Origin of the sequence: Parabacteroides sp. PFB2-10, from assembly GCF_029893085.1 — a bacterium.
GTDB lineage: Bacteria > Bacteroidota > Bacteroidia > Bacteroidales > Tannerellaceae > QVMG01.
Window position 1 is genome coordinate 317,488 of sequence record NZ_JARXWI010000001.1, and the last position, 21,775, is coordinate 339,262.

Sequence of the window (21,775 nt, forward strand, 5' to 3'; positions counted from 1 at the left end):
TTGAGAGGCCGACTAACGGGATGAAGGATGGGCAGTATTCAACACATCGCCCCAGTTCTTATCAAGCACCATATGGTAGGAGGAGAATATCTTGCTGAAAAAGTCATATCCCTTACGGTCGTAAGTGTATAGCTCCTCGCGTGTATTGCAACCGGCGCTGTTGCCCTCTGCCATTGCGTTATACCAAACCGCCGTCAGCGTAGCAAAATACTCGCTTCCGCCGCGCCCCTCTCTCACGTATGGCGTCCACATATTATTGGCGGTAACATTGGCAAAAGCCTCGGCAAGTTCATCCCTGAGCGACGATCCTTCCGGATAGACGGCGTTGAATGCCGAATGTATTCCGTGGCCGAACTCATGGGCTAAAATACATTCGTCGGCATAGCGGCTTGCATACCCCTCAGGGTAGTAGTCGGCCGGATGCGTACCGTTGCGTTCGACATTGCAGGCCGAGGTAGCCGCGACAAATCCACCGTATCCTTCTGCCCGGTTCCAGGCATCCCGGATAAAGATACCTCTGTGTTCCGGTATGTTATAGGAGTGCTCGCCCGGACCGAAAATACAGAACACATTGCTGGTGCGCATTTTCTCAATAATGAGCTGAGGAGCTGCGGAGAGGATAACATCTATGATGTCCGCCGTTTTCTGTACGGTGCGGATATCGACGAACTCACTGCCTTTTACGGGAATACCGGTTTTTGAAGTAACCATCTTATCATAATAGGGCTTATAAACAACCGGATAAACGACTGAGCTGTTTGCCGGTGTTCCATCGCTGCCGGTAACCGCCGGATTGGCAATGCGCACGGTCAATCGGCTCGTCCCCTCTTGCAAGGCCTTCATCTGCTCGGCAGTCAGTTCGGGTGATAAGCGAATCGTCGTTTTATTCTGATTGATCTTAACTCCGTTTAACGGATAGTCTGTGATGTTCCAGTACCATGGAACAGATTGAACCATGAGCTGGTTGTCCAATAAAACTTCAAAATAGTCGGTTGCACTAAATGAGTTATTCTCTTTCGATTGCCCGGCGTTGTGGATGAATTGTGATCCTTTCCAATCCAGTTCAATGAAACGGTTGGTGATCAACTTGGCCTCTTTGATAGTCGGCTCATTCGTGGATACTTGGCTTTGTGTTTGGGCAGCTACTGTCGTGGCGCACATCAGAAGACTGCAGGCGAGAGTCAACAATGTTTTGTTCATGTGAGTAATGGGTATTAGGTTTAAATAACTTGGAATTTAGTTTGACGTTCAAAATTATATTTTTTTCGCATTGAAAATCAAAGAAAAAGGATTGTTCACACCGTTTTTTCTTTTTTTAATGGATAATTCTCAATTTGTGATAAAATAACATCCAATTGTTCCCCATTGGAGCAGCAGACGAATTGCTTTACACTTCGCTAAACGAATCGAAGATCGGCCTTAGCTAAATATCATTTTGTCAAAATCGCGGGACTTTAAACGCAAACTCCCGGGACTTTTTTCACAAAGTCCCGGGAGAAACATTTTTTAACGTATCATATTGTAAAGCAAAATAGCCTTTTTGCTTACATTTTGCTATTTTGGATTTGGGTCAAAAAGTCAACTCTACGACATAGTCGATATCGGTCGGAACCTCCGGCAACTCCAGAACCACTCCGTTTTTGTCTTGCTTGAATTTTATAGGGGATTGAGTCTTGAAACAGGTAGCTTTTTTGATTTTCCGGTCGGTTATCGGCAGGAATAATCCTTTGTCTTCCAACTCCAGGATATGCACAAACAGGCGGTTGTCTTTTTGCGTTGTTACTCCCCAGGGACGAGGTGCGACCAATCCGCCACGGGTTCCGTGAATAGTCTCGCCGTATACCTGCATCCATTCTCCGATTTGCTTCAGACGTTCCACGGAAGTGGCAGGCAGTTCCCCATTGGGCTGCGGGCCGATATTCATCAATAGGTTTGCATTCTTTCCGGCAGCCTTTACCAGGTAATGCACCAGTGTTTTCAGGTCTTTGTAGTCCTGGTCGGTCGCGCGATAGCCCCAGGTGCGGTTCATGGTTTCACAGGTTTCCAACGGCAGCGCGCTCACATCCTGTCCGGATAAGCCCGCTTTGTTTTCGCCCGGCAGGTCGCGTTCGAAGATCTGGATATCTTCACCCGGAAAAGGGGTTACATGGTGGTTATTGCCGATCAGGCAGGAAGGTTGCAAGCGATGGATCAGGGCGTATTGTTCGGGTAATTGCCAGTCGAATCCCGGATCCTGGTCGTGATCCCACACGCCGTCAAACCAGATCGCACCGATCGAACCGTAATTGGTCAGCAACTCGGTAAGCTGGTTGTTCATAAACGCATAATAGGTTTCCCATTTTCCGTGAGTCGTGCGACCTGTGCCTCGCCCGGTGCGTCCGAGCGGATAGTAGTCGTCGCGCGTCCAGTCGAGGTGGGAATAATAGAAATGGAGCTTTATTCCCTGCTTATGGCATTCGGCTGCCAGTTCTTTGATCACATCTCTTTTGAAGGGCGTGGCATCGACCACATTGTAATCGGAGTATTGCGTGTCGAACATCGAAAATCCGTCGTGATGGCGTGAGGTGAAGCAGATATATTTTGCCCCCGATGCTTTGATGGCTGCAACCCATTCCGCGGCATTAAACCGGATGGGATAGAAAGCGGAAGCCTGTTTCGCATACTCGGCATGATTGATGTTTTTGTTGTGCATCACCCATTCGCCATCACCCATCATGCTGTATATGCCCCAATGGATGAATATACCAAACTTATTGTCTCTGAACTCTTCGCGTGCTTTCAGATTTGCTTCGGTTGGGAGATATTCCTGTTGTGCGGTTGCTCCAGCTATGGTTCCGACACAGATTAATAAGGTTAAAAGTGTTTTTTTCATTTGTTTAGTTTTTTCTGTTCTTGACAAAGCTACAAAAGAATTAGCTATATTTGCATAAATCATAACCCGGATGACAGAAAAAAGAAAGAAACGAAACGCCTTTCCGCTCTATTTGCAAATCCTTGCAGGCATGATCGTCGGCATCATCATTGGCCTTATCGCTTTGCCGCTTCATGGAGGCGACTTCGTACAAGATTGGATACGCCCCTGGGGGCAGGTTTTTATACGCCTGTTGCAACTGATCGCCATTCCCTTGGTGTTTTTCTCCCTGATCAAGGGAGTGATCGGATTGAATGATATCAGCAAATTCTCCAAACTGGGAGGGAAGACTATTGCCATCTATCTGGTCACGACGGCCTTTGCCGTTTGCCTCGGTTTGGGCTTAGGACTTGTGGTAAAGCCGGGTAAATTGGTCAACCGGGAGCAGGTGGCTTCGATGCAAGAGCAATATCACAGTCAGGTGGCCGAGAAGGCCCTGCAGGCTGAAGCGACAAAGAGTCAGGGACCGTTGCATTTTCTCAACGACATCATTCCGCAGAACATTGTTCAGGCAGCCGGCGATAATTCCAAAATGCTTCAGGTGATCTTCTTTGCCATCTTCTTTGGTATTGCTGCTTTGACCATTTCCCCGGAAAAGATACGCCCGGTGATGGCGGTGGTCGACGGATTGAACGATGTCATTCTCAAAATGGTGGACTACATTATCCGGTTTGCCCCGTACGGTGTAACGGCTCTGATGGCAGGGCTGGTGATCGACTTCGGGGGAGATATCAGTATGTTCGGTGCCTTGGGTGTATATGCCCTGACTGTTGTAGCGGCGATGCTTTTCATGATGTTATTGTTTTATCCGTTACTGATCCGTCTTTTCACTCGTCTGAAGGTGAAAGAGTTTCTCAAGGCGATCTATCCGGTGCAACTCTTTGCCTTTACAACCAGCAGCAGTGCCGCTACACTCCCCGTGACGATGGAGACGGTGGAGAAGGAACTGAAGGTATCGAAAGAGACTGCCTCCTTTGTGCTTCCGGTGGGGACAACAATCAATATGGATGGCACCTCCTGTTACCAGACGATAGCGGTGCTCTTTATTGCCCAGGTGATCGGCATCGATCTCAGCCTGATGCAGATAATTACCATATTGGGTATGACGATTCTTTCTTCGATCGGCACTCCGGCTATTCCGGGAGGGAGCTATGTGATTCTGACCATGGTGCTCACCTCGGTCGGCATTCCGGCAGAAGGGTTGGCATTGATTCTGGGGATCGATCGCCCGCTGGATATGATGCGTACGGCAGTCAATGTAACCGGTGATGCGACCGTTGCGGTGATCGTCGATAAATAGAAACGGCAGACAATGCCCTGTTAAACAAAGTGTATATCCGAAATGTTAATAGATTAGTCCCATGCGAGGATTTGATTTTATAACCTCCCAATAAATAAATAGAAAAATGAAAAAAATGATGAGTATCCTGCTTGTGGCAGGAATGGTATTTACGTTTAGTGCATGCAACAACAAGCAGAATCAAAGTGCGCAGGATGATCTGAAAGATGCGCGGAAATCTATTGAGCGTGCGGCGGAAAAGTCAGCCGACAAGGTTTCGGATAAGGCCAAAGAGGCGGCTGAAGAAGCGAAGAAAGCAGCCGAAGAGGTAGCCAAGGAGGCGAAGAAAGCGGCCGAAGAGGTAGCTGAAGAGGCAAAGAAAGCAGCGGAAGAGGCCAAAAAACAAGCTAATAAAGAGATCGACAAGCTGCAGGATAAGCTGAAATAAGAGGCAAACAACACGAAGACACCGAGACACAGAAGCTTTTATTCTCAAAAGAATTAAAAACTCCGAGTCTCGGTGTCTCTGTGTTTAATTATATAATTACCGACGAATGTATTGGGCAATCCAATCGCCCACCTCGCTTGTCGCGTAGGCTTTTGCACCGGAGGCAATGTCTTCGGTCACGATACCCGCCTCCATAGAGGCGGCAACGGCTTCACGAATAAGCTGCCCCTCTTCCATCAGGTTGAACGCATATTCGAACATCAACGCCCCACTCAGGATCGTAGCCAATGGATTGGCGATGTTTTTGCCAGCAGCCTGCGGGTAGGAGCCATGGATTGGTTCGAATACAGAGGTATGGATACCGACGGAAGCCGACGGAAGCATACCCAGCGAACCGGTAATTACCGACGCCTCATCGGTCAGGATATCGCCAAACATATTCTCTGTCACCATCACATCGAAGCTTTTCGGCCATTGGATCAGGCGCATGGCGGCATTATCGACAAACATATATTCGGTCTCCACATCGGGGTATTCCGGTTCGATCTCCTGTGCTACCTGGCGCCATAGGCGCGACGTTGCCAGGATATTCGCCTTGTCGACAACCGTTAGCTTCTTCCTCCGTTTGCGGGCATACTCGAAAGAGAGACGTACGATGCGCTCGATCTCTTCGCGTGTGTAGACGCAGGTATCGTAAGCGGTGTTGCCATCTTCGCTGCGTCCCTGCGGACGACCGAAATAGAGTCCGCCGGTCAGTTCGCGGATACACATAAAGTCGGCCCCATCGACCAGTTCAGAGCGAAGCGGAGACTTATGCACCAACGAAGGGAAAGTCGTCACCGGACGGATATTGGCATACAATCCCAACTGTTTACGCATGGCCAACAGACCCTGTTCGGGACGTACCTTGGCTGATGGGTCATTGTCGTATTTAGGAGAGCCGATGGCTCCAAAATAGACTGCGTCGCTTTGCATACAAAGGGCATGGGTTTCGTCCGGATAGGGATTGCCGGTTGCGTCGATAGCGGCAACTCCGACCAAGGCTTCCTGATAGGTTAATTCATGACCATACTTTTCACATACGGCCTTTACCGCCTTCATGCCTTGCTCAATAATCTCAGGCCCGATGCCATCACCGGGCAATAAAGCTATATTTAATTTCATTTTATGTTAGGTTGTTAGCGTTGATAATGCACATACTTGGGCTCCATCGGCGTGTAGGAGTCGTCATCCCATAAGGTACTGGTCAGCATCAGGTCGGCACTGTATCGGTTACAAGCGATAGGCACATTATGCACACGGCACTGGCGGAGCAACATCTGAATGTCGGCTTCGTGAGGTTGTGGGTTCAGGTCATCGATCAGGAAGATAGCCAGGTCGATCTCTTTGCGCACTACCATAGCAGCAATCTCCGCATCACCACCCAATGGGCCGGAGTGCATCCGCGTCATTTCTATATTGATACCTTTCTCTTGGAAAGCATCATACACAAGTCCTCCGGTAGTTCCGGTACACACCAGGTGCTGATGCGCCAGAAAATCGGCATTATGCACTGCCCACTCTACCATATCTGCTTTTCGTTTGTCATGCGCTACGAGCGCGATTTTTAATTGTTTCATTACTAATACCTCCTACTTTTGGTTAGTTTTCTATCTTATTCAGCATCTTCAGCGTTGCTTTGATGGCTGATTCTGTTTGGTCGACATCCAGGCCGCGGGTTTTAAAGTCAATGCCGGCATAGTTCCAACTGATGATGGTCTGCACGAATGCATCCGTGCGTCCGCCCGGCGGGATCGATACCGAATAGTTGGTCAGCATCGGGAACGGACGACCCAAATCGGTGTATATTTTGCGTATGGCGCGCACAAAGGCGTCGTATTGCCCGTCTCCCGAAGAGGATTCCTCGTAGGCTTCGCCGTTGATCTCCATTTTGACCGTTGCTACGGGGCGTAAACCTTGTGCCAAAGATAGAGAATAATTCAGTATCCGTATCTTTTCATCCTCCATAGTTGACTGATTCAATACATCGCTGACAATATAGGGCAGATCGTCTTGCGTCACCATCTCCTTTTTGTCGCCCAACGCAATGATGCGTTCGGTCACTTTGCGCATCGATTCGTCGTCCATATCCATGCCAAGCGCTTCCAGATTCTTGCGGATATTGGCTTTGCCGGAGGTCTTTCCTAAGGCATATTCGCGTACGCGTCCGAAGCGTTCTGGCAGGAGATCATTGTAATAAAGATTGTTCTTATTATCGCCATCGGCATGTATCCCGGCACATTGCGTGAAGACAAACTCCCCGATAATCGGTTTGTTGGATGCGATATGCACACCGGCATAGGTCTCTACCAGGCGGCTCACCTTGTTGATCTTCTCCTCTTTGATGCTGGTTTCTTCGCCTAATTGGTCCTTGATTACCGCGATCACACTGCTCAGTGGAGCATTGCCGGCGCGTTCTCCCAAGCCGTTTACGGTGGTATGGATGCCTTTTATGCCGGCACGGACTGCGCCATAGACATTGCCTGTTGCCAGATCATAATCGTTATGGGCATGGAAGTCAAAGCGTAGCTCCGGGTAGTGATTCACCATCTTATGGCAATAATCGTAGGTATCCTCCGGATTCAGAATGCCCAATGTATCAGGCAACATAAACCGTTTGACCGGAAGATCTTTCAATCCGTCGAGAAGCTGAAACACATACTCGGGAGAATTTTTCATGCCGTTCGACCAGTCCTCCAGGTAGATATTCACACTGATATTCTTTTGTGTGGCGATCTCGATCACCCGACGAATATCCGCGATATGCTCTTCCGGCGTACGGTGTAACTGCTCCGTAACATGTTTGTAGGATCCTTTGCAAAGCAGATTGACTACCTGGCATCCGGCTTTTTCTATCCAATTGAGCGACTGATCGCCATCGACAAAACCGAGAACCTCCAACTTCTCTAAATGTCCCGTACGGGCAGCCCACTGGGCAACTCGCTTGACTCCTTCGAATTCCCCATCGGAAACCCGCGCGGAGGCGATCTCAATCCGGTTCACACCCAGTTCACTTAATAGCATCTGCGCGATGCTAAGCTTCTCATGCGCCGCAAAAGAAACACCCGTTGTCTGTTCCCCATCCCGGAGGGTTGTATCCATTATTTCTATCATAATACTTTCGTGTTATCTGTGTGCAGATTCGTAAGCCTCGATCTTTTCTTTATTTGCCAATAGATAGTCGATATCGTCCAGGCCGTTCACTAAGCAATCTTTTTTGTAGGGGTTGATATCGAAGTGTTCGCTCTTTCCCGTTGCATTATTCGTGATGGTCTGGTTGGGTAGATCGACCGTAAGGGTTGCCTCGGGATTCTTTTCCGCCGAAGCAAATAACTCCGACAGGAATTCCGGGGAAACAACGACGGGAAGTACCCCGTTGTTCATCGCATTATTCTTGAATATATCAGCAAAGAAGCTGCTCACCACTACGCGAAACCCATACCCGGCTATTGCCCAGGCAGCATGTTCGCGGCTACTCCCGCTTCCGAAATTCTTTCCGGCAACCAATATACTTCCCCGGTAAACTCCCTGGTTGAGGACAAAATCCGGATTCGGATTCCCCTCTTTATCATACCGCCAGTCGCGAAACAGGTTGTCACCAAAGCCCTCTTTCGTTGTCGCTTTTAGGAAACGTGCCGGTATGATCTGATCAGTATCCACATTCTCTAATGGCAGCGGCACAAAAGTGGATGTGATTGTATTGATTTTCTCTTTCATTGTCTTTTTAATTAATCATTAATAATTTCCCTCGGATCGGCGATCACCCCCGTAACAGCTGCCGCGGCAGCCACCAACGGCCCGGCCAAGATGGTGCGTGCGCCCGGTCCCTGACGTCCTTCGAAGTTGCGGTTGGAGGTAGATACAGCATATTTACCCGCCGGAATCTTATCTTCATTCATCGCCAGGCAAGCCGAGCAGCCCGGTTGGCGCAATTCAAATCCGGCCTCTTCCAAGACTTTGTCGATCCCTTCCGCGCGGATCTGCTTTTCAACCAGCCAGCTTCCGGGCACTAACCAAGCCGTCACATGAGCGGCTTTCTTTTTCCCTTTCACCAATGAGGCAAACGCCCGGAAGTCTTCGATGCGGCCGTTCGTACAGCTTCCCAGGAACACATAATCGATCTGTTTACCCAATACCGGTTCGCCGGCGGTGAAACCCATATAATCCAACGACTTCTTATAGGAGATACGTCCGGCTTCATCCACGCTTTCTAAGGCCGGGATATTTTCGCGAATGCCCATACCCATGCCCGGATTCGTTCCGTAGGTGATCATCGGTTCAATATCTTCCGCCCGGAAAACAATCTCTTTATCGAACTCCGCTCCCGGATCGCTATATAATTGACGCCATTCGGCCACCCTCTTTTCCCATGCCTCGCCACGGGGGGCAAACTCACGATCCTGCAGATAGTCGAATGTCACTTGGTCAGGAGCAATCATCCCCCCACGGGCACCCATCTCGATCGAGAGATTACAGATGGTCAACCGCTCTTCCATACTGGCGTTGCGGATCACCTCGCCGGCATATTCCACAAAATAACCCGTCGCCCCTCCGGTAGTCATCCGGCTGATGATATACAAGGCGACATCCTTAGCCGTTACACCCGGGCGCAGTTTTCCGTCGACAGTGATACGCATCGTTTTTGGTTTGCGCTGCATAATACATTGGGTAGCCAATGTCATTTCTACCTCACTTGTGCCGATCCCGAAGGCAATCGCCCCCATAGCGCCATGGGTCGAGGTGTGTGAGTCGCCACAAACAATGGTCATACCCGGCTGTGTCAATCCGGTTTCCGGGCCAACCACATGGATAATACCGTTTTTCGGATGCAACAGCCCGTAGTAGGCCAATCCGAAATCCGCCGCGTTCTTCTCCAGCGTATCGACCTGGTTCTTAGAAACAGGATCCTCGATCGGCCTGTCCTGGTGAAGGGTCGGAATATTATGATCCGGTATACAGGTGATCTGTGCCGGACGGAACGCCTTCAGTCCCCGCTCGCGCAAACCGGCAAAGGCCTGCGGACTGGTCACCTCATGGCAATACAAACGATCGATATACAATTGGATCGTGCCGTCTGCCAACGTATCCACCACATGTTTATCCCAGATTTTTTCGAATAAAGTCTTCATTGAAAATTATGAATTATGAATTATAAATGATGAATTCCCTAAAACTCTTAAAGTTACACAATGAATTTATTGATCGCATCCACAAACGCCTCTACCGAAGCGGCGATGATATCGGTGTTTGCCGAGAAACCGTAATAGATGCTCCCGTTGTATTCCACCTGCATGTGTACCTTTCCCGTATCGTCGCTTCCTTTCGAAATGGCCTGGATCAGGAATTCCTGAATGGTCATATCGCTGTTGCTGATCGCCTTCTTCACCGCTTTGATACCGGCATCTACCGGTCCATTCCCGGCAGCGGCTTCGCAACGACGCACACCTGCCATATTCAGGCATACACTCGCCATCGATTGCAGGCCGATACCGCTGGTCACCTGCAGGTGTTCCAGTTTGATGCGGTGCATCTCGGTGCGGTCTTTTCCGACCAGCATCAATACGTCATCATCGTTGATATCCTTCTTCCGGTCGGCCAGTTTCAGAAATTCCTGGTATACCTTATCCAATTTTTCCTGATCCATCTCGACACCAAGCATAGAGAGACGGTGTTTCAAGGCTGCCCGTCCGCTACGTGCCGTCAGTACAATCGCATTATCGTCGATGCCGATATCCTTCGGATCCATGATTTCATAGCTTTCCCGGTTCTTTAATACCCCGTCCTGGTGGATACCCGACGAGTGGGCAAAGGCATTACGCCCGACTACCGCTTTATTGGGTTGCACCGGCATATTCATCAGGCTGGAAACCATCCGGCTAATACCGTAAATCTTGGTGGTATTGATGTTCGTCACAATCTCTCTCTCCTTATGGCTCTTGAATATCATAGCGATCTCTTCTAATGAGGTGTTTCCGGCACGTTCGCCGATTCCGTTGATCGTCACCTCCACCTGACGAGCGCCATTCAATACCCCCTGCACGGTGTTGGCCGTAGCCATGCCCAAGTCGTTGTGGCAATGGGTGGAAAGGATCGCCTGATGCACATTGGGTACATGTTCCATCAGGTATTTGATTTTTGCCCCGTATTCATCCGGCAGGCAATAGCCTGTCGTGTCCGGTATATTCACTACTGTCGCTCCCGCCTTGATCACCGCCTCAACCACACGCGCCAGGTAGGCATTGTCGGTGCGACCGGCATCCTCGCAATAGAACTCCACGTCTTCCACCAAACGCTTGGCATATTTCGTGGCCGCGACAGCCCGCTCGAGAATCTCCTCCTGGTTAGAGTTGAACTTATGCCGGATGTGGTAATCCGACGTGCCGATACCGGTGTGGATACGCCCTTTCTTGGCATATTTCAAGGCTTCGGCCGCTGCGTCGATGTCTTTCTCTACTGCGCGGGTCAGGGCGCATATCGTAGGCCAGGTCACCGCTTTGGATATTTCTACCACACTATGAAAGTCGCCGGGACTCGAAACCGGGAACCCCGCTTCGATCACATCCACACCAAGCCCTTCCAGCGCCCGGGCTACCTGGATCTTCTCAACCGTATTCAGTTGACACCCGGGGACCTGCTCCCCATCACGCAATGTCGTGTCGAAAATAAATAATTTGTCCATATCAATCGTTTTTATCACCTCTCCCCCTGGAGAAGGTAGCCTATTAGTTTCGTTTCATGTTTTATTCTATTTCCCCTAAAAGAAAAAAGCCTCTCTCACCCGGAAGTGAGAAAGGCTTATTTATTTCTTCATGCTTAAATTAGGCACAACATCCTCACTTCCTATCCTGTGGCCAGAGTAGAATAATAATGGAAATGTTAATAATGTTGTTTACCAAGTTACGCATGGTTTCTTTTCTATTTTATGGCTGCAAATATACAGGCTTTTTTGGAAATGCAAACAGAAAAGAATATTTTTTTCATCATTTCTTGAAAAAATGTAAGGAAAAGAGCGTAAAAGGTGACAATTTACAATTTGAGTCCTTCCTTCCCATCCTTTTCAGTTTGAAGAAATAAGCAACTATCCGAGAGATCCGTTCTCACACCTCCACCGTCCAAATGTTAAAATGTCGATTGTAAGCAAAATGGCCTTTTTACTTACAATTCCATACGTTAAAAAATGTTTCTCCCGGGAGTTTGTCTCCGAAGTCCCGCTTTTTTGCGCGCAAAGTCCCGCGAAAATTACAAATCGTAAGTTTGGGCTTTCGGCGAGAACGGGGAGATTTAACATCTGTTAAGATATAAATCTCAAATGATATTTTTTTTATTTTCCGCCGGATAATTCAGAGAAAAAAACATACAGCCAAACGTTTTTTTACTATATTTACGCGTAAAGACCGCATTTTCATAACCAAACATATAAAACTACTGCTATGATTACTCCTATTTTCTGGGTTATCCCTGTCGCTTCGGTGGTGGCACTCCTTTTTGCCTGGTACTTCTTCCGGCAAATGATGAAAGAGAGCGAAGGTACAGCCACTATGGCAAAAATTGCTTCTTATGTGAGAGAAGGAGCTATGTCTTACTTGAAACAACAATACAAGGTTGTTATTCTGGTCTTTTTAGTGCTTGTTGCCTTGTTTTCCCTGATGGCTTATGTGTTTCATGTACAAAATGAATGGGTGCCGGTGGCTTTCCTCACCGGAGGTTTCTTCTCCGGATTGGCGGGCTTCTTAGGCATGAAAACGGCCACTTATGCTTCCGCACGAACGGCGAATGCGGCTCGTACCTCGCTAAACCGGGGATTGCAGGTGGCTTTTCGCTCCGGTGCCGTGATGGGGTTGGTCGTTGTCGGATTGGGTTTGTTAGACATCTCTTTCTGGTATTACCTCCTGAACTGGTTTATCCCCGCGGAGATGATGGATCCTACCCATAAACTCACGATTATCACCACGACCATGCTGACCTTCGGTATGGGAGCCTCCACGCAGGCCTTGTTTGCCCGTGTCGGAGGGGGTATTTATACCAAAGCTGCCGACGTAGGAGCCGACCTGGTGGGCAAGGTAGAAGCCGGCATCCCCGAAGACGACCCGCGCAACCCGGCCACGATAGCCGATAATGTGGGCGACAACGTAGGGGATGTGGCAGGTATGGGAGCCGACCTGTATGAATCGTATTGCGGCTCTATTCTGGCAACGGCCGCCCTGGGTGCGGCCGCTTTTGTCTCTACCGGTGATGTGGCTTTGCAATACAAAGCCATTATGGCGCCGATGCTGATTGCTGCCGTCGGCATCATCCTCTCTATCTTGGGCATTTTTGCCGTCAAAACAAAGGAGGATGCGACTATCAAACAGCTATTGAAAGCCCTGTCGTTGGGAACAAACCTAAGCTCTTTCCTGATCGCCATAGCCACCTTTGGGATCCTTTACCTGTTGGGGTTGGATAATTGGTTCTGGATCAGTTGTGCCGTGGTAGTCGGTCTGGTGGTCGGCATCGTCATCGGGCAGTCGACCGAATATTTCACTTCCCAGTCATACAAACCAACTCAACGCGTATCGGCCGCCGGACAAACAGGACCTGCCACCGTTATTATTTCCGGTTTAGGCTTAGGTATGCTCTCCACCTCGATTCCGGTATTAGCTGTGGTGGTCGGCATTATCTGCGCCTTTTTATTTGCCTCTGGTTTTGATTTCGCCAATGTAGGTATGGGATTGTATGGCATTGGCATTGCGGCGGTCGGCATGCTGTCGACATTGGGTATCACCCTGGCGACCGATGCCTACGGCCCTATCGCGGACAACGCGGGCGGGAACGCAGAGATGGCCGGTTTAGGGCCGGAGGTACGCAAGCGCACCGACGCGTTGGATTCGTTAGGAAACACCACCGCGGCGACGGGTAAAGGCTTTGCCATCGGCTCGGCGGCCTTGACGGGACTGGCGCTATTGGCCTCTTATATTGAAGAAATCAAGATAGGGCTGATCCGTCTGGGAGAAAATACACTGGCCATGAGCGATGGGCGTGTATTGGATACGGCGAAGGCATCGTTTACCGACTTTATGTATTATTACGATGTGACATTGATGAATCCCAAAGTATTATCCGGTATTTTCATCGGATCCATGATGGCCTTCCTGTTCTGCGGGCTTACGATGAATGCCGTGGGGCGTGCCGCCGCCAAGATGGTGGAAGAGGTGCGTCGGCAGTTCCGCGAAATAAAAGGCATATTGACAGGAGAGGCCGAGCCTGATTATGCGCGTTGCGTAGAGATCTCTACCAAAGGGGCGCAACGGGAGATGGTTGTTCCTTCGGTTTTGGCCATTATTGCGCCTATAGTGACCGGATTGATTTTTGGGGTGACAGGTGTTGTTGGCTTACTGATTGGCGGATTGAGCACCGGCTTTGTGTTGGCTATCTTTATGGCAAACGCCGGTGGTGCCTGGGATAATGCCAAGAAATATGTCGAGGAGGGCAATTTCGGCGGGAAAGGGCTTGATTGTCATAAGGCGACTGTCGTAGGAGATACGGTGGGCGACCCGTTTAAAGACACCTCGGGACCCAGTCTGAATATATTGATTAAACTTATGAGTATGGTGGCGATTGTGATGGCCGGATTGACAGTTGCCTGGAGCATTTTTTAGGATTTATTGAAAATCTTGCTCTCTGCATTATGCCGGAAGCAAAATTTTTAATACGTTTGGCTTACGAATTGCATTATACAAAGAGATTATACTTTTATATTAATACCTAATAAAACAACACAACAAGAAAAATGAGTCAAGAAGTAAATGCTATGTCCAGACGGAAGTTTCTGGCATCGACAGGGGCTATTACCGGAGCAGCCCTATTATCTTCAACGCCTATGAGTGCAAGTGCCGCCGAGTCACCCAATCCCGCTCCCATGCAGAACAAAGCTAAATTGAAAGTCGCTTTGGTGGGAACCGGATCGAGAGGAAACAGTATGTGGGGGCGCGACCTGGTGCGGAATTATTCCGATTACCTTACGTTTGTAGGCCTATGCGACAAGAACGAAGGCCGTGTATTAACAGGTAAAGAGATGATCGGCGCCGATTGTCCGACCTATACCGATTTCGAGAAGATGATGCGGGAAACAAAACCGGATCTATTGATCGTAACAACCATGGACAGCACCCACCATGAGTTTATCATCAAAGGCATGGAGATGGGCGCTGATGTGATCACCGAAAAACCATTGACCACCGACGAACAGAAGGTACAAGCCATTCTGGATGCCGAAAAACGCACCGGAAAGAATTGCCGGATCACCTTCAACTACCGCTATTCTCCGCATCGCGCGAAAATGTGGGAACTGATTCGTAACGGAGAGATTGGCGAACTTACGTCTGTTGATTTCCATTGGTATCTCGACACCTCGCATGGAGCGGATTACTTCCGTCGCTGGCACCGGTTGGTAGAATGTGGAGGATCGCTTTGGGTACATAAGGCGAGTCACCACTTTGACCTGTTGAACTGGTGGATCGACAGCGATCCGGAAACCGTTTTTGCGTTGGGAGACCTGGAGCATTATGGAAAGAACGGCCCGTACCGGGCGGAGAATTGCCGTACCTGTTCGCATACGAAGGAGTGTAAGTTCTACTGGGATATTATGCAGAACCCGACGAATGTGAAGCTCTATGTAGAGAATGAAAAGTATGACGGCTACCTGCGCGACGGATGTGTCTTCCGGAATGATGTGAATATCTACGATAAGATGGCGGCTACCATTAAATATAAGAATGGGGTACAGGTGTCTTATTCACTGACAGCCTATTCGCCTTACGAAGGATATCGCATTGCGTTTAACGGAACCAAAGGACGTATCGATGCCTGGATTCAGGAATCACGCGCGGTATCGGATGTGAATTATGACGAAATTATCCTGTTCAAGAACTTCGGACGCCGGGAATATATCCATATTCCGTTCGGAACATCGGGACATGGCGGAGGCGACAAATTGTTGAAAGACCAGATATTCCTTCCGAATATCGACGACCCATTCAAACAATGTGCCAGCGTACGCGACGGAGCTTTGGCTTGCCTGGTGGGTATTGCCGCCCGGAAGAGTATTGCTTCGAAGCAAGCGATCAATATTGCCGACCTGACATCGATCAAGCCGGAGGCAAAGAAAGAATATAAGCGGATACGCTAAGAAGAATAAAAAGAGTAATCTTCGGACAGAAGCCCTGGTATTTATAATAATATCAGGGCTTTTTCCATATCTTCCGGCGTGTCGATGCCTATGGTTTCGTGATGGGTTATGCCCGCCTGGATGCGGTAACCGTTTTCAAGCCAACGCAGTTGTTCGAGGCTCTCGGCTATCTCCAAAGGCGATTGCGGCAAGAGGGTGATCTCTCGCAATACGTTTGCCCGGTAGGCATACAGCCCGATATGTTTATAATAGGTATGGTTGGCCAGCCATTCCCCGTGGTGTCTTCCACGTTGATAGGGGATAATGGAACGGCTGAAGTACATAGCTTCGTTCTTTTTATTCAGGACTACCTTCGGCGTATTGGGGTTAAACAATGCCTCTTCGAAGTCGTCCTCTTTATGAAATGGCTTAACCAACGTAGCTATCTCCACCCGGCTATCGGCAAAACAGGCTTTGAGAATCTCGATCTGTCCGGGATGAATAAAGGGCTCGTCGCCCTGAATATTAACCACAATATCATATCCCTCCCCTACCTTGGTGTAAGCTTCGTAACAGCGGTCGGTACCGCTTTTGTGCTGATCGGAGGTCATCACCACCTCTCCACCGAATCGTTCCACCGCTTCGGCAATGCGGCTATCATCCGTAGCCACACACACCTTCTCCAATACCTGTGATACCTGTTCGTACACCCGTTGTATCATCGGTTTGCCCTTCATATCGGCTAACGGTTTCCCCGGGAAGCGGGTCGACGCATAGCGCGCCGGAATGATTCCAATGAATTTCTCTTTCATGACAGCTCTCATTTGATTACTTGGCAAAGTTATCGATTTAATTTATTTTTGTTCCTAAATAGAATCCGGAAGATGAAACCCCATCCCATATTATCGTTAATAGCCGAAGGCGAGCATCAGCAGCTTGATTTCAAGTTTGAGGTGAGCGACAGCAAGAAGATTGCCCGCACCCTCTGCGCTTTTGCCAACACCGATGGGGGAAGGCTGTTGATTGGCGTGAAAGACAACGGCGTGATCGCCGGCGTGCGCAGCGAGGAAGAGTATTATATGATCGAGGCGGCTTCCAATATGTATACCCGTCCGGCTGTGCCATTTGAGGCCACCCGCTGGGATATACAGGGGAAAACGGTGTTGGAGATCTATATCGCGCCCAGTCCGGAGAAGCCGCATAGCGCCCCCGACAAAGAGGATAAATACAAGGCCTACATACGCGTTGCCGATGAAAACATATTGGCTAATGAGGTATTGATGCTTTCCTGGAAGAAGAAAGGCATGCAAGAGGGCACATTATTGAAGTTAAGCAAACCGGTAGAGATGCTGTTTCATTGGTTAGACACACATACCTATATACATATAAACCAATTCTGCCGGCTGGCTCATATCAATTATTATACGGCGCGCAACATCATCAGCGACCTGATGGCCGTGAATGTGCTTCGCTACCACGTGATTGACAAGCGCATTGTCTACCGGCGCGCCAACTCAACCGATTGAGATAACATACACCTGCGCGTTCTCAAAGCGCACGACCCGCACCGGTGTTCCTTTTTCGATAAAGCCCAATTCCGAGACCCCATCGTAATGTTCACCGTCGATCTCGACTTTCCCTGCCGGACGCAATACAGTGGCGGCTATTCCCTCTTTGCCTACCATATCATCCAAAGCAAGGCTGGAAACAGACTCTTCCAGGTCAGTATGAAGAGCGACCCGTCGGAACAGACTGTTCCTATGGCCGATCCGGCTCGAGAGCCACAGCATGGCCACAAAGGCTAAGGTGATGCCCATCAGAACCGTCAACGCGGCCCGTCCGGAATCGGCCGAGGTAACTCCCTCGAAATCGAAATAAAAGTTATCGATCAGGCTCATGGTCAAACCCGCGATCACGCAGATGATCCCTGCGATACCGGTCACTCCGAAGCCGGGAATAACAAAGACTTCCACGGCAATCAGGATCAAACCAATAATAAATAAAAGGATTTCCCAGTTTTGCGCCAATCCATCAATATAAAGCGGCGCAAAATATAATATAGCAGCTCCGATAGCGGCAACGGTCGGAAATCCTATTCCCGGCGTCTGAAGTTCAAAATAAATACCACCGATAATGACTAAGATAAGCAGAGATTGGAGTATGGGACTCATCAGGAATCCTTTTAGATTATCATACCAGGAGGGGGTGTATTTTTTGATCTCATACGTCGGATAACCGATGAATTCGGTGATCACCTCATCAAGCGTCTCAGCAATACCGTCACAATAGCCCCACGTCATCGCCTCCTCGGCGGTAAAGGTTAATACCTTGCCGCTGTCGCTCACCCCGGGAATAACCGTTCGCTCATCGACCATCGCCTCAGCAATCAATGGGTCGCGCTTCCATTTATATATGGTATCTCCGTTTTGTATGATTGTATCCTTCCCATGTGCTTCGGCAGTTGAGCGGATCATTGATCGCATGTACGATTGGTACTTGTCGGGCAGTATCTCGCCGGTCTGATTCACCACAGAAGCCGCGCCTATATTGGCTCCTTTGCGCATATAGATCTTTTCGCAAGCAATCGATATCAAGGCTCCTGCCGAAGCTGCATTGTTGTCGATAAACACATAGACCGGAATGGGACTGTAGAGAATCGCCGTCCGCATCGAATCTGCGGCTTCCAACAATCCACCGTATGTATTCATGTGGATCAGGATGGCATCGGCCTCCATTTCCCGAGCTTCTGTCAATCCATTACTCAGGTACAATTTAGTTGTGTTGTCGATCTCCTTTTTAATATCAATCGTGTACACGGTTTTTTTATTATCCGTTTGATCGTTTTTTGCAAAAACAACGTGAAAAAAACTAAAAACAAAAACAAAGAATAATATAAAATAATGTTTTCTATCCATTGAATATCAAATAATGCGTTATTAAAACTTGTATTAAGTAATCACCTTGTTGTGAAATCAAATGCACGCCCCTTAAACCTGTTGTGAAATGTACTTTTTTAGTCAAAAATAAGTTTAAAATAGTCAAAAACCTTTTTAATATCAAAATCTCTTTTTCTGTTCACAAAAGTTTTGTATATTTGTGTGGAAACGAAAAGAAAAGAGAACATAAAATAAACCAAAACGATTTTTGGACAGTAATTAATCAAACTAAAACATTTAGGTTATGAACGCGTTGCAATTTCAGAAAAAATTATTGGGCATGCAAGAAAACATGATGAATTTTGCATTGATGTTGACGGCAAATCGTGATGATGCTCAGGATTTGATGCAAGACACAACGCTGAAGGTTTTGAACAACCAGGAGAAATTCGTTGATAATGTGAATTTCAAGGGATGGGTCTTGACCGTCATGCGTAATCTCTTCATCAACAACTATCACAAAATTGTAAGAACTCAAACGATTATCGACCAAAACGCCGACTTGTACAATTTGGACGTAATCAATGATTCCGGCATCGACAGCCCGGATGGTGCTTACCGTATTCAGGAGATAAGCAAGGCAATCGATGCGTTGGAAGAAGATTTACGTATTCCTTTCTCATTGTATCTGAGTGGATACAAATACCATGAGATTGCAGAGAAACTGGCTTTGCCGCTCGGAACGATTAAGAGCCGCATCTATTTTGCCCGTCAGGAGCTGCAAACGGTATTGAAAGACTTTAAGCAATATTAAAAAATATACGACCAACACCTTTACAGAAACCCGTCCTGTTGATACAGTGACGGGTTTTTTTATACGGAGAATTCTATTGTCAATGACCGACAATCTGATTGTCGATAGCTATCGACAATACTGCTGATAGCCGTCGACAATATTGCTGACAACTGTCGACAATACTGCTGACGATTGTCGACAGCCAAATTCCGGGAGTTAAAAAAGTCCTTGAATTTCGAAAAAAGAGTCAGCAATTTTGACAAAATGATATTTCGCTTCATTAAAAAAACTATTTTTATCCCTTACAAACCAAATTCACTCCATCATGAAGAAAACCTTTTTATTGTATTTCTTATTGGGACTGGGATTTATTGCATGCAATAACCAAGGTCCGCGTGTTATCGAACGTCCTGTTCATGGACTGAAAAACACTGAAACGCTGGAGATCGCCCAAGTGGAATTGACAGACTCTGCCACCATCTTGCATGTTGATGCCTATTTTACTCCGGGTTGGTGGATCCGGGTAGATTCCGGCACCTATCTTCAGGCAAATGGTGAAAAATACCTGATCACCGGCTCGAAAGACATTGTTCTTCATCAGGAGCATTGGATGCCGCAGACGGGCGAAGACCATTTCGAACTCTATTTCCCGCCACTACCCAAAGGTACGAAGAGCTTTGATTTCATTGAGACAGATTGTGATAACTGTTTCAAGATATGGGATATTGATCTAACGGGAAAACCAAAGGCATACAAACCCGGCATCCCTAAGGAAATTATCAACGCCAAAGTAGACAAGACGTATGAGCTGCCCAGCCCGGAATTCAAGATCGGGAAAACGAAAGTAAATCTATACGTCACTGGTTGGAGAGAAGGGTTTGCACTGCATCCTGCTTTATATCCGGATCATGTTGTTATCGCGACTCAAGAAGAGGTGGAAGGAAAATCTGTTGGAACTACTGATTTCACATTCGAGCTTGACCTCTATACCACGACTTGTTGCCGTTTGAGAATAGGAACCGATCTCCTGACTATTTATCTGTCACCCGGTGAAGAGGCGAATGTGTATTATGACCTATCGGCCAATTCGCGAAAAAATTCCAGGTACAACCCCGAACCGACTCTTGCCTATGCCGGATTTAAAGGAAAATATGCAGAGCTGAACACGATATTGCTTCAGAGTGGAGACAAAATAAATGAGTATGCCCGTATCGATCTTTACAGCGATCACGCTATTCCCGGTATGACTGCCGAGCAGTTCACTTCGTATCTGTTAAATCAATATAATGAAAGAGTAAATCGGTTACAACAGGAAGATATACCTGAGGCGTTAAAAGAACTGATCACGCATACGTTGAAAACAAATATAGTGAACTATGTCACAAATATGAGTCGTCTTTTGGAAAATATTTACCGGAGCAACAATAAGATCAATTATGACCAGCCGATCGATTATAAAGCACCGGTAGTGAGCGACGCTGAATTAATAAAACTAAAGGAACTGGATCTGAATGATCCTACTTGGCTTTATGCCTCCTCTTTTTCTTCTGTGGCTCCCTATTTATCTCAAATAGCTTCTTCGGATGCGGTCTTTTATGAAATGCTCGGAGCAGAGCAAGGGCTGTTAGTGGACTTGAAGCTGGCCATGCCGGCTATTGCTTCAGCAGCCAGTATGGCTGAGTTAACGCCTGAGATGAAAAAGAGATTGCAATCGACCTCTGCACCTTATTATGAGGAGGTATATAATTTCATTGCCGAAAAGACCAAACGCCAATATGAGGCGGCTCTGAAAGAAGGAGGCTTTGAAATGCTGAAGACACCGGAGGTGGCAGCCGAAAAGATCCTGGATGCGATCGTGGCGCAATATAAAGGGAAAGCTATTTTTGTTGATTTCTGGGCAACCTGGTGTGGTCCTTGCCTGAATGCCATGAAGACGATCAAACCGTTCAAACCGGAAATGGCCGAAAAGGGGGTGGTTTCCATCTATATATCCAATGCCAGCTCACCTCATGCCAAATGGGTAAGTATGTTGCCGGAAATAGGCGGATTGCACTATTACCTGACAGCAGAGCAGTGGAAAGTTATCGGCGACAAATATGATATCCAAGGTATCCCAACCTATATGATATTCGATAAATCAGGCAAGAAAACCTTTGAAACAGCCGGATACCCCGGAAACGACAAGATCCGGGAAGAGCTGAGTAAAGTCTGGTAAGACAAATTGATAATGGATAATTGAAAATGGATAATTGATAGTGAGTGCTTATCAATTATCCATTTTCA

17 protein-coding genes are annotated in these 21,775 nt (G+C 47.9%); 7 read left to right on the plus strand and 10 right to left on the minus strand.

Annotation, left to right across the window (positions count from 1 at the left end; translation table 11 throughout):
• Positions 1-12: 12 nt before the first annotated feature.
• The gene (locus M2137_RS01340; RefSeq protein ID WP_280764657.1) at positions 13-1,200 is read right to left on the minus strand and encodes a hypothetical protein; all 1,188 of its coding nucleotides are present in this window, start codon (positions 1,198-1,200) and stop codon (positions 13-15) included.
• 370 nt (positions 1,201-1,570) lie between these two features.
• Positions 1,571-2,872, minus strand: coding sequence for an alpha-L-fucosidase (locus M2137_RS01345; RefSeq protein WP_280764658.1), 1,302 nt, complete (start codon positions 2,870-2,872; stop codon positions 1,571-1,573).
• 70 nt (positions 2,873-2,942) lie between these two features.
• Here M2137_RS01345 and M2137_RS01350 point away from each other — a divergent pair, with 70 nt between their 5' ends.
• Both M2137_RS01350 and M2137_RS01355 read left to right on the plus strand, forming a co-directional pair.
• The gene (locus M2137_RS01350) at positions 2,943-4,211 is read left to right on the plus strand and encodes a dicarboxylate/amino acid:cation symporter (RefSeq protein WP_280764659.1); all 1,269 of its coding nucleotides are present in this window, start codon (positions 2,943-2,945) and stop codon (positions 4,209-4,211) included.
• A gap of 106 nt (positions 4,212-4,317) precedes the next feature.
• Positions 4,318-4,638 (plus strand): hypothetical protein, encoded by a 321-nt coding sequence (locus M2137_RS01355; protein WP_280764660.1) that lies wholly within the window; start codon positions 4,318-4,320, stop codon positions 4,636-4,638.
• Positions 4,639-4,734: 96 nt separating this feature from the next.
• Here the strand turns inward: M2137_RS01355 and leuB are convergent, their stop codons facing one another.
• From leuB to M2137_RS01385, 6 genes are read right to left on the minus strand one after another with little or no spacing between them, the layout of a single operon-like run.
• Positions 4,735-5,802: a 3-isopropylmalate dehydrogenase gene (gene leuB / locus M2137_RS01360; RefSeq protein ID WP_280764661.1), complete on the minus strand. Its 1,068-nt coding sequence runs from the start codon at positions 5,800-5,802 to the stop codon at positions 4,735-4,737.
• Between the two features lie 14 nt (positions 5,803-5,816).
• Complete coding sequence (locus M2137_RS01365) at positions 5,817-6,257, minus strand: methylglyoxal synthase (protein WP_280764662.1); 441 nt, start codon at positions 6,255-6,257, stop codon at positions 5,817-5,819.
• Between the two features lie 22 nt (positions 6,258-6,279).
• Complete coding sequence (locus M2137_RS01370) at positions 6,280-7,791, minus strand: alpha-isopropylmalate synthase regulatory domain-containing protein (protein ID WP_280764663.1); 1,512 nt, start codon at positions 7,789-7,791, stop codon at positions 6,280-6,282.
• A 12-nt stretch (positions 7,792-7,803) separates the two neighbouring features.
• Positions 7,804-8,394, minus strand: coding sequence for a 3-isopropylmalate dehydratase small subunit (leuD, locus tag M2137_RS01375; protein WP_280764664.1), 591 nt, complete (start codon positions 8,392-8,394; stop codon positions 7,804-7,806).
• 11 nt (positions 8,395-8,405) lie between these two features.
• Complete coding sequence (gene leuC, locus M2137_RS01380) at positions 8,406-9,806, minus strand: 3-isopropylmalate dehydratase large subunit (RefSeq protein WP_280764665.1); 1,401 nt, start codon at positions 9,804-9,806, stop codon at positions 8,406-8,408.
• 53 nt (positions 9,807-9,859) lie between these two features.
• Complete coding sequence (locus M2137_RS01385) at positions 9,860-11,356, minus strand: 2-isopropylmalate synthase (RefSeq protein ID WP_280764666.1); 1,497 nt, start codon at positions 11,354-11,356, stop codon at positions 9,860-9,862.
• Positions 11,357-12,107: 751 nt separating this feature from the next.
• On the opposite strand from M2137_RS01385, the gene M2137_RS01390 reads away from it, so the two are divergent.
• Together M2137_RS01390 and M2137_RS01395 are read left to right on the plus strand one after the other, a co-directional pair.
• Positions 12,108-14,312, plus strand: coding sequence for a sodium-translocating pyrophosphatase (locus M2137_RS01390; RefSeq protein WP_280764667.1), 2,205 nt, complete (start codon positions 12,108-12,110; stop codon positions 14,310-14,312).
• 131 nt (positions 14,313-14,443) lie between these two features.
• The gene (locus M2137_RS01395; protein WP_280764668.1) at positions 14,444-15,841 is read left to right on the plus strand and encodes a Gfo/Idh/MocA family oxidoreductase; all 1,398 of its coding nucleotides are present in this window, start codon (positions 14,444-14,446) and stop codon (positions 15,839-15,841) included.
• Positions 15,842-15,882: 41 nt separating this feature from the next.
• Here M2137_RS01395 and kdsB read toward each other — a convergent pair whose 3' ends face one another.
• Positions 15,883-16,632 (minus strand): 3-deoxy-manno-octulosonate cytidylyltransferase, encoded by a 750-nt coding sequence (gene kdsB, locus M2137_RS01400; RefSeq protein ID WP_280764669.1) that lies wholly within the window; start codon positions 16,630-16,632, stop codon positions 15,883-15,885.
• A 72-nt stretch (positions 16,633-16,704) separates the two neighbouring features.
• Between kdsB and M2137_RS01405 the strand changes: the two genes are divergently transcribed.
• On the plus strand, positions 16,705-17,346 hold the full coding sequence (locus M2137_RS01405) for an ATP-binding protein (protein WP_280764670.1): 642 nt from the start codon (positions 16,705-16,707) through the stop codon (positions 17,344-17,346).
• Here M2137_RS01405 and M2137_RS01410 read toward each other — a convergent pair.
• Positions 17,335-18,735, minus strand: coding sequence for an NfeD family protein (locus M2137_RS01410; protein ID WP_348538021.1), 1,401 nt, complete (start codon positions 18,733-18,735; stop codon positions 17,335-17,337). The genes M2137_RS01405 and M2137_RS01410 overlap by 12 nt on opposite strands.
• Before the next feature lie 265 nt (positions 18,736-19,000).
• Between M2137_RS01410 and M2137_RS01415 the strand changes: the two genes are divergently transcribed.
• Positions 19,001-19,510 (plus strand): RNA polymerase sigma factor, encoded by a 510-nt coding sequence (locus M2137_RS01415; protein ID WP_280764672.1) that lies wholly within the window; start codon positions 19,001-19,003, stop codon positions 19,508-19,510.
• A 307-nt stretch (positions 19,511-19,817) separates the two neighbouring features.
• Positions 19,818-21,707, plus strand: coding sequence for a thioredoxin-like domain-containing protein (locus M2137_RS01420; protein WP_280764673.1), 1,890 nt, complete (start codon positions 19,818-19,820; stop codon positions 21,705-21,707).
• Positions 21,708-21,775: the final 68 nt, after the last annotated feature.

Excerpts from the sequence above, each read along its gene's own strand:
- M2137_RS01340 (WP_280764657.1), bottom strand. The coding sequence starts at position 1,200 with ATGAACAAAACATTGTTGACTCTCGCCTGCAGTCTTCTGATGTGCGCC.
- M2137_RS01345 (WP_280764658.1), bottom strand. The coding sequence starts at position 2,872 with ATGAAAAAAACACTTTTAACCTTATTAATCTGTGTCGGAACCATAGCT.
- M2137_RS01350 (WP_280764659.1), top strand. The coding sequence starts at position 2,943 with ATGACAGAAAAAAGAAAGAAACGAAACGCCTTTCCGCTCTATTTGCAA.
- M2137_RS01355 (WP_280764660.1), top strand. The coding sequence starts at position 4,318 with ATGAAAAAAATGATGAGTATCCTGCTTGTGGCAGGAATGGTATTTACG.
- leuB (WP_280764661.1), bottom strand. The coding sequence starts at position 5,802 with ATGAAATTAAATATAGCTTTATTGCCCGGTGATGGCATCGGGCCTGAG.
- M2137_RS01365 (WP_280764662.1), bottom strand. The coding sequence starts at position 6,257 with ATGAAACAATTAAAAATCGCGCTCGTAGCGCATGACAAACGAAAAGCA.
- M2137_RS01370 (WP_280764663.1), bottom strand. The coding sequence starts at position 7,791 with ATGATAGAAATAATGGATACAACCCTCCGGGATGGGGAACAGACAACG.
- leuD (WP_280764664.1), bottom strand. The coding sequence starts at position 8,394 with ATGAAAGAGAAAATCAATACAATCACATCCACTTTTGTGCCGCTGCCA.
- leuC (WP_280764665.1), bottom strand. The coding sequence starts at position 9,806 with ATGAAGACTTTATTCGAAAAAATCTGGGATAAACATGTGGTGGATACG.
- M2137_RS01385 (WP_280764666.1), bottom strand. The coding sequence starts at position 11,356 with ATGGACAAATTATTTATTTTCGACACGACATTGCGTGATGGGGAGCAG.
- M2137_RS01390 (WP_280764667.1), top strand. The coding sequence starts at position 12,108 with ATGATTACTCCTATTTTCTGGGTTATCCCTGTCGCTTCGGTGGTGGCA.
- M2137_RS01395 (WP_280764668.1), top strand. The coding sequence starts at position 14,444 with ATGAGTCAAGAAGTAAATGCTATGTCCAGACGGAAGTTTCTGGCATCG.
- kdsB (WP_280764669.1), bottom strand. The coding sequence starts at position 16,632 with ATGAAAGAGAAATTCATTGGAATCATTCCGGCGCGCTATGCGTCGACC.
- M2137_RS01405 (WP_280764670.1), top strand. The coding sequence starts at position 16,705 with ATGAAACCCCATCCCATATTATCGTTAATAGCCGAAGGCGAGCATCAG.
- M2137_RS01410 (WP_348538021.1), bottom strand. The coding sequence starts at position 18,735 with ATGGATAGAAAACATTATTTTATATTATTCTTTGTTTTTGTTTTTAGT.
- M2137_RS01415 (WP_280764672.1), top strand. The coding sequence starts at position 19,001 with ATGAACGCGTTGCAATTTCAGAAAAAATTATTGGGCATGCAAGAAAAC.
- M2137_RS01420 (WP_280764673.1), top strand. The coding sequence starts at position 19,818 with ATGAAGAAAACCTTTTTATTGTATTTCTTATTGGGACTGGGATTTATT.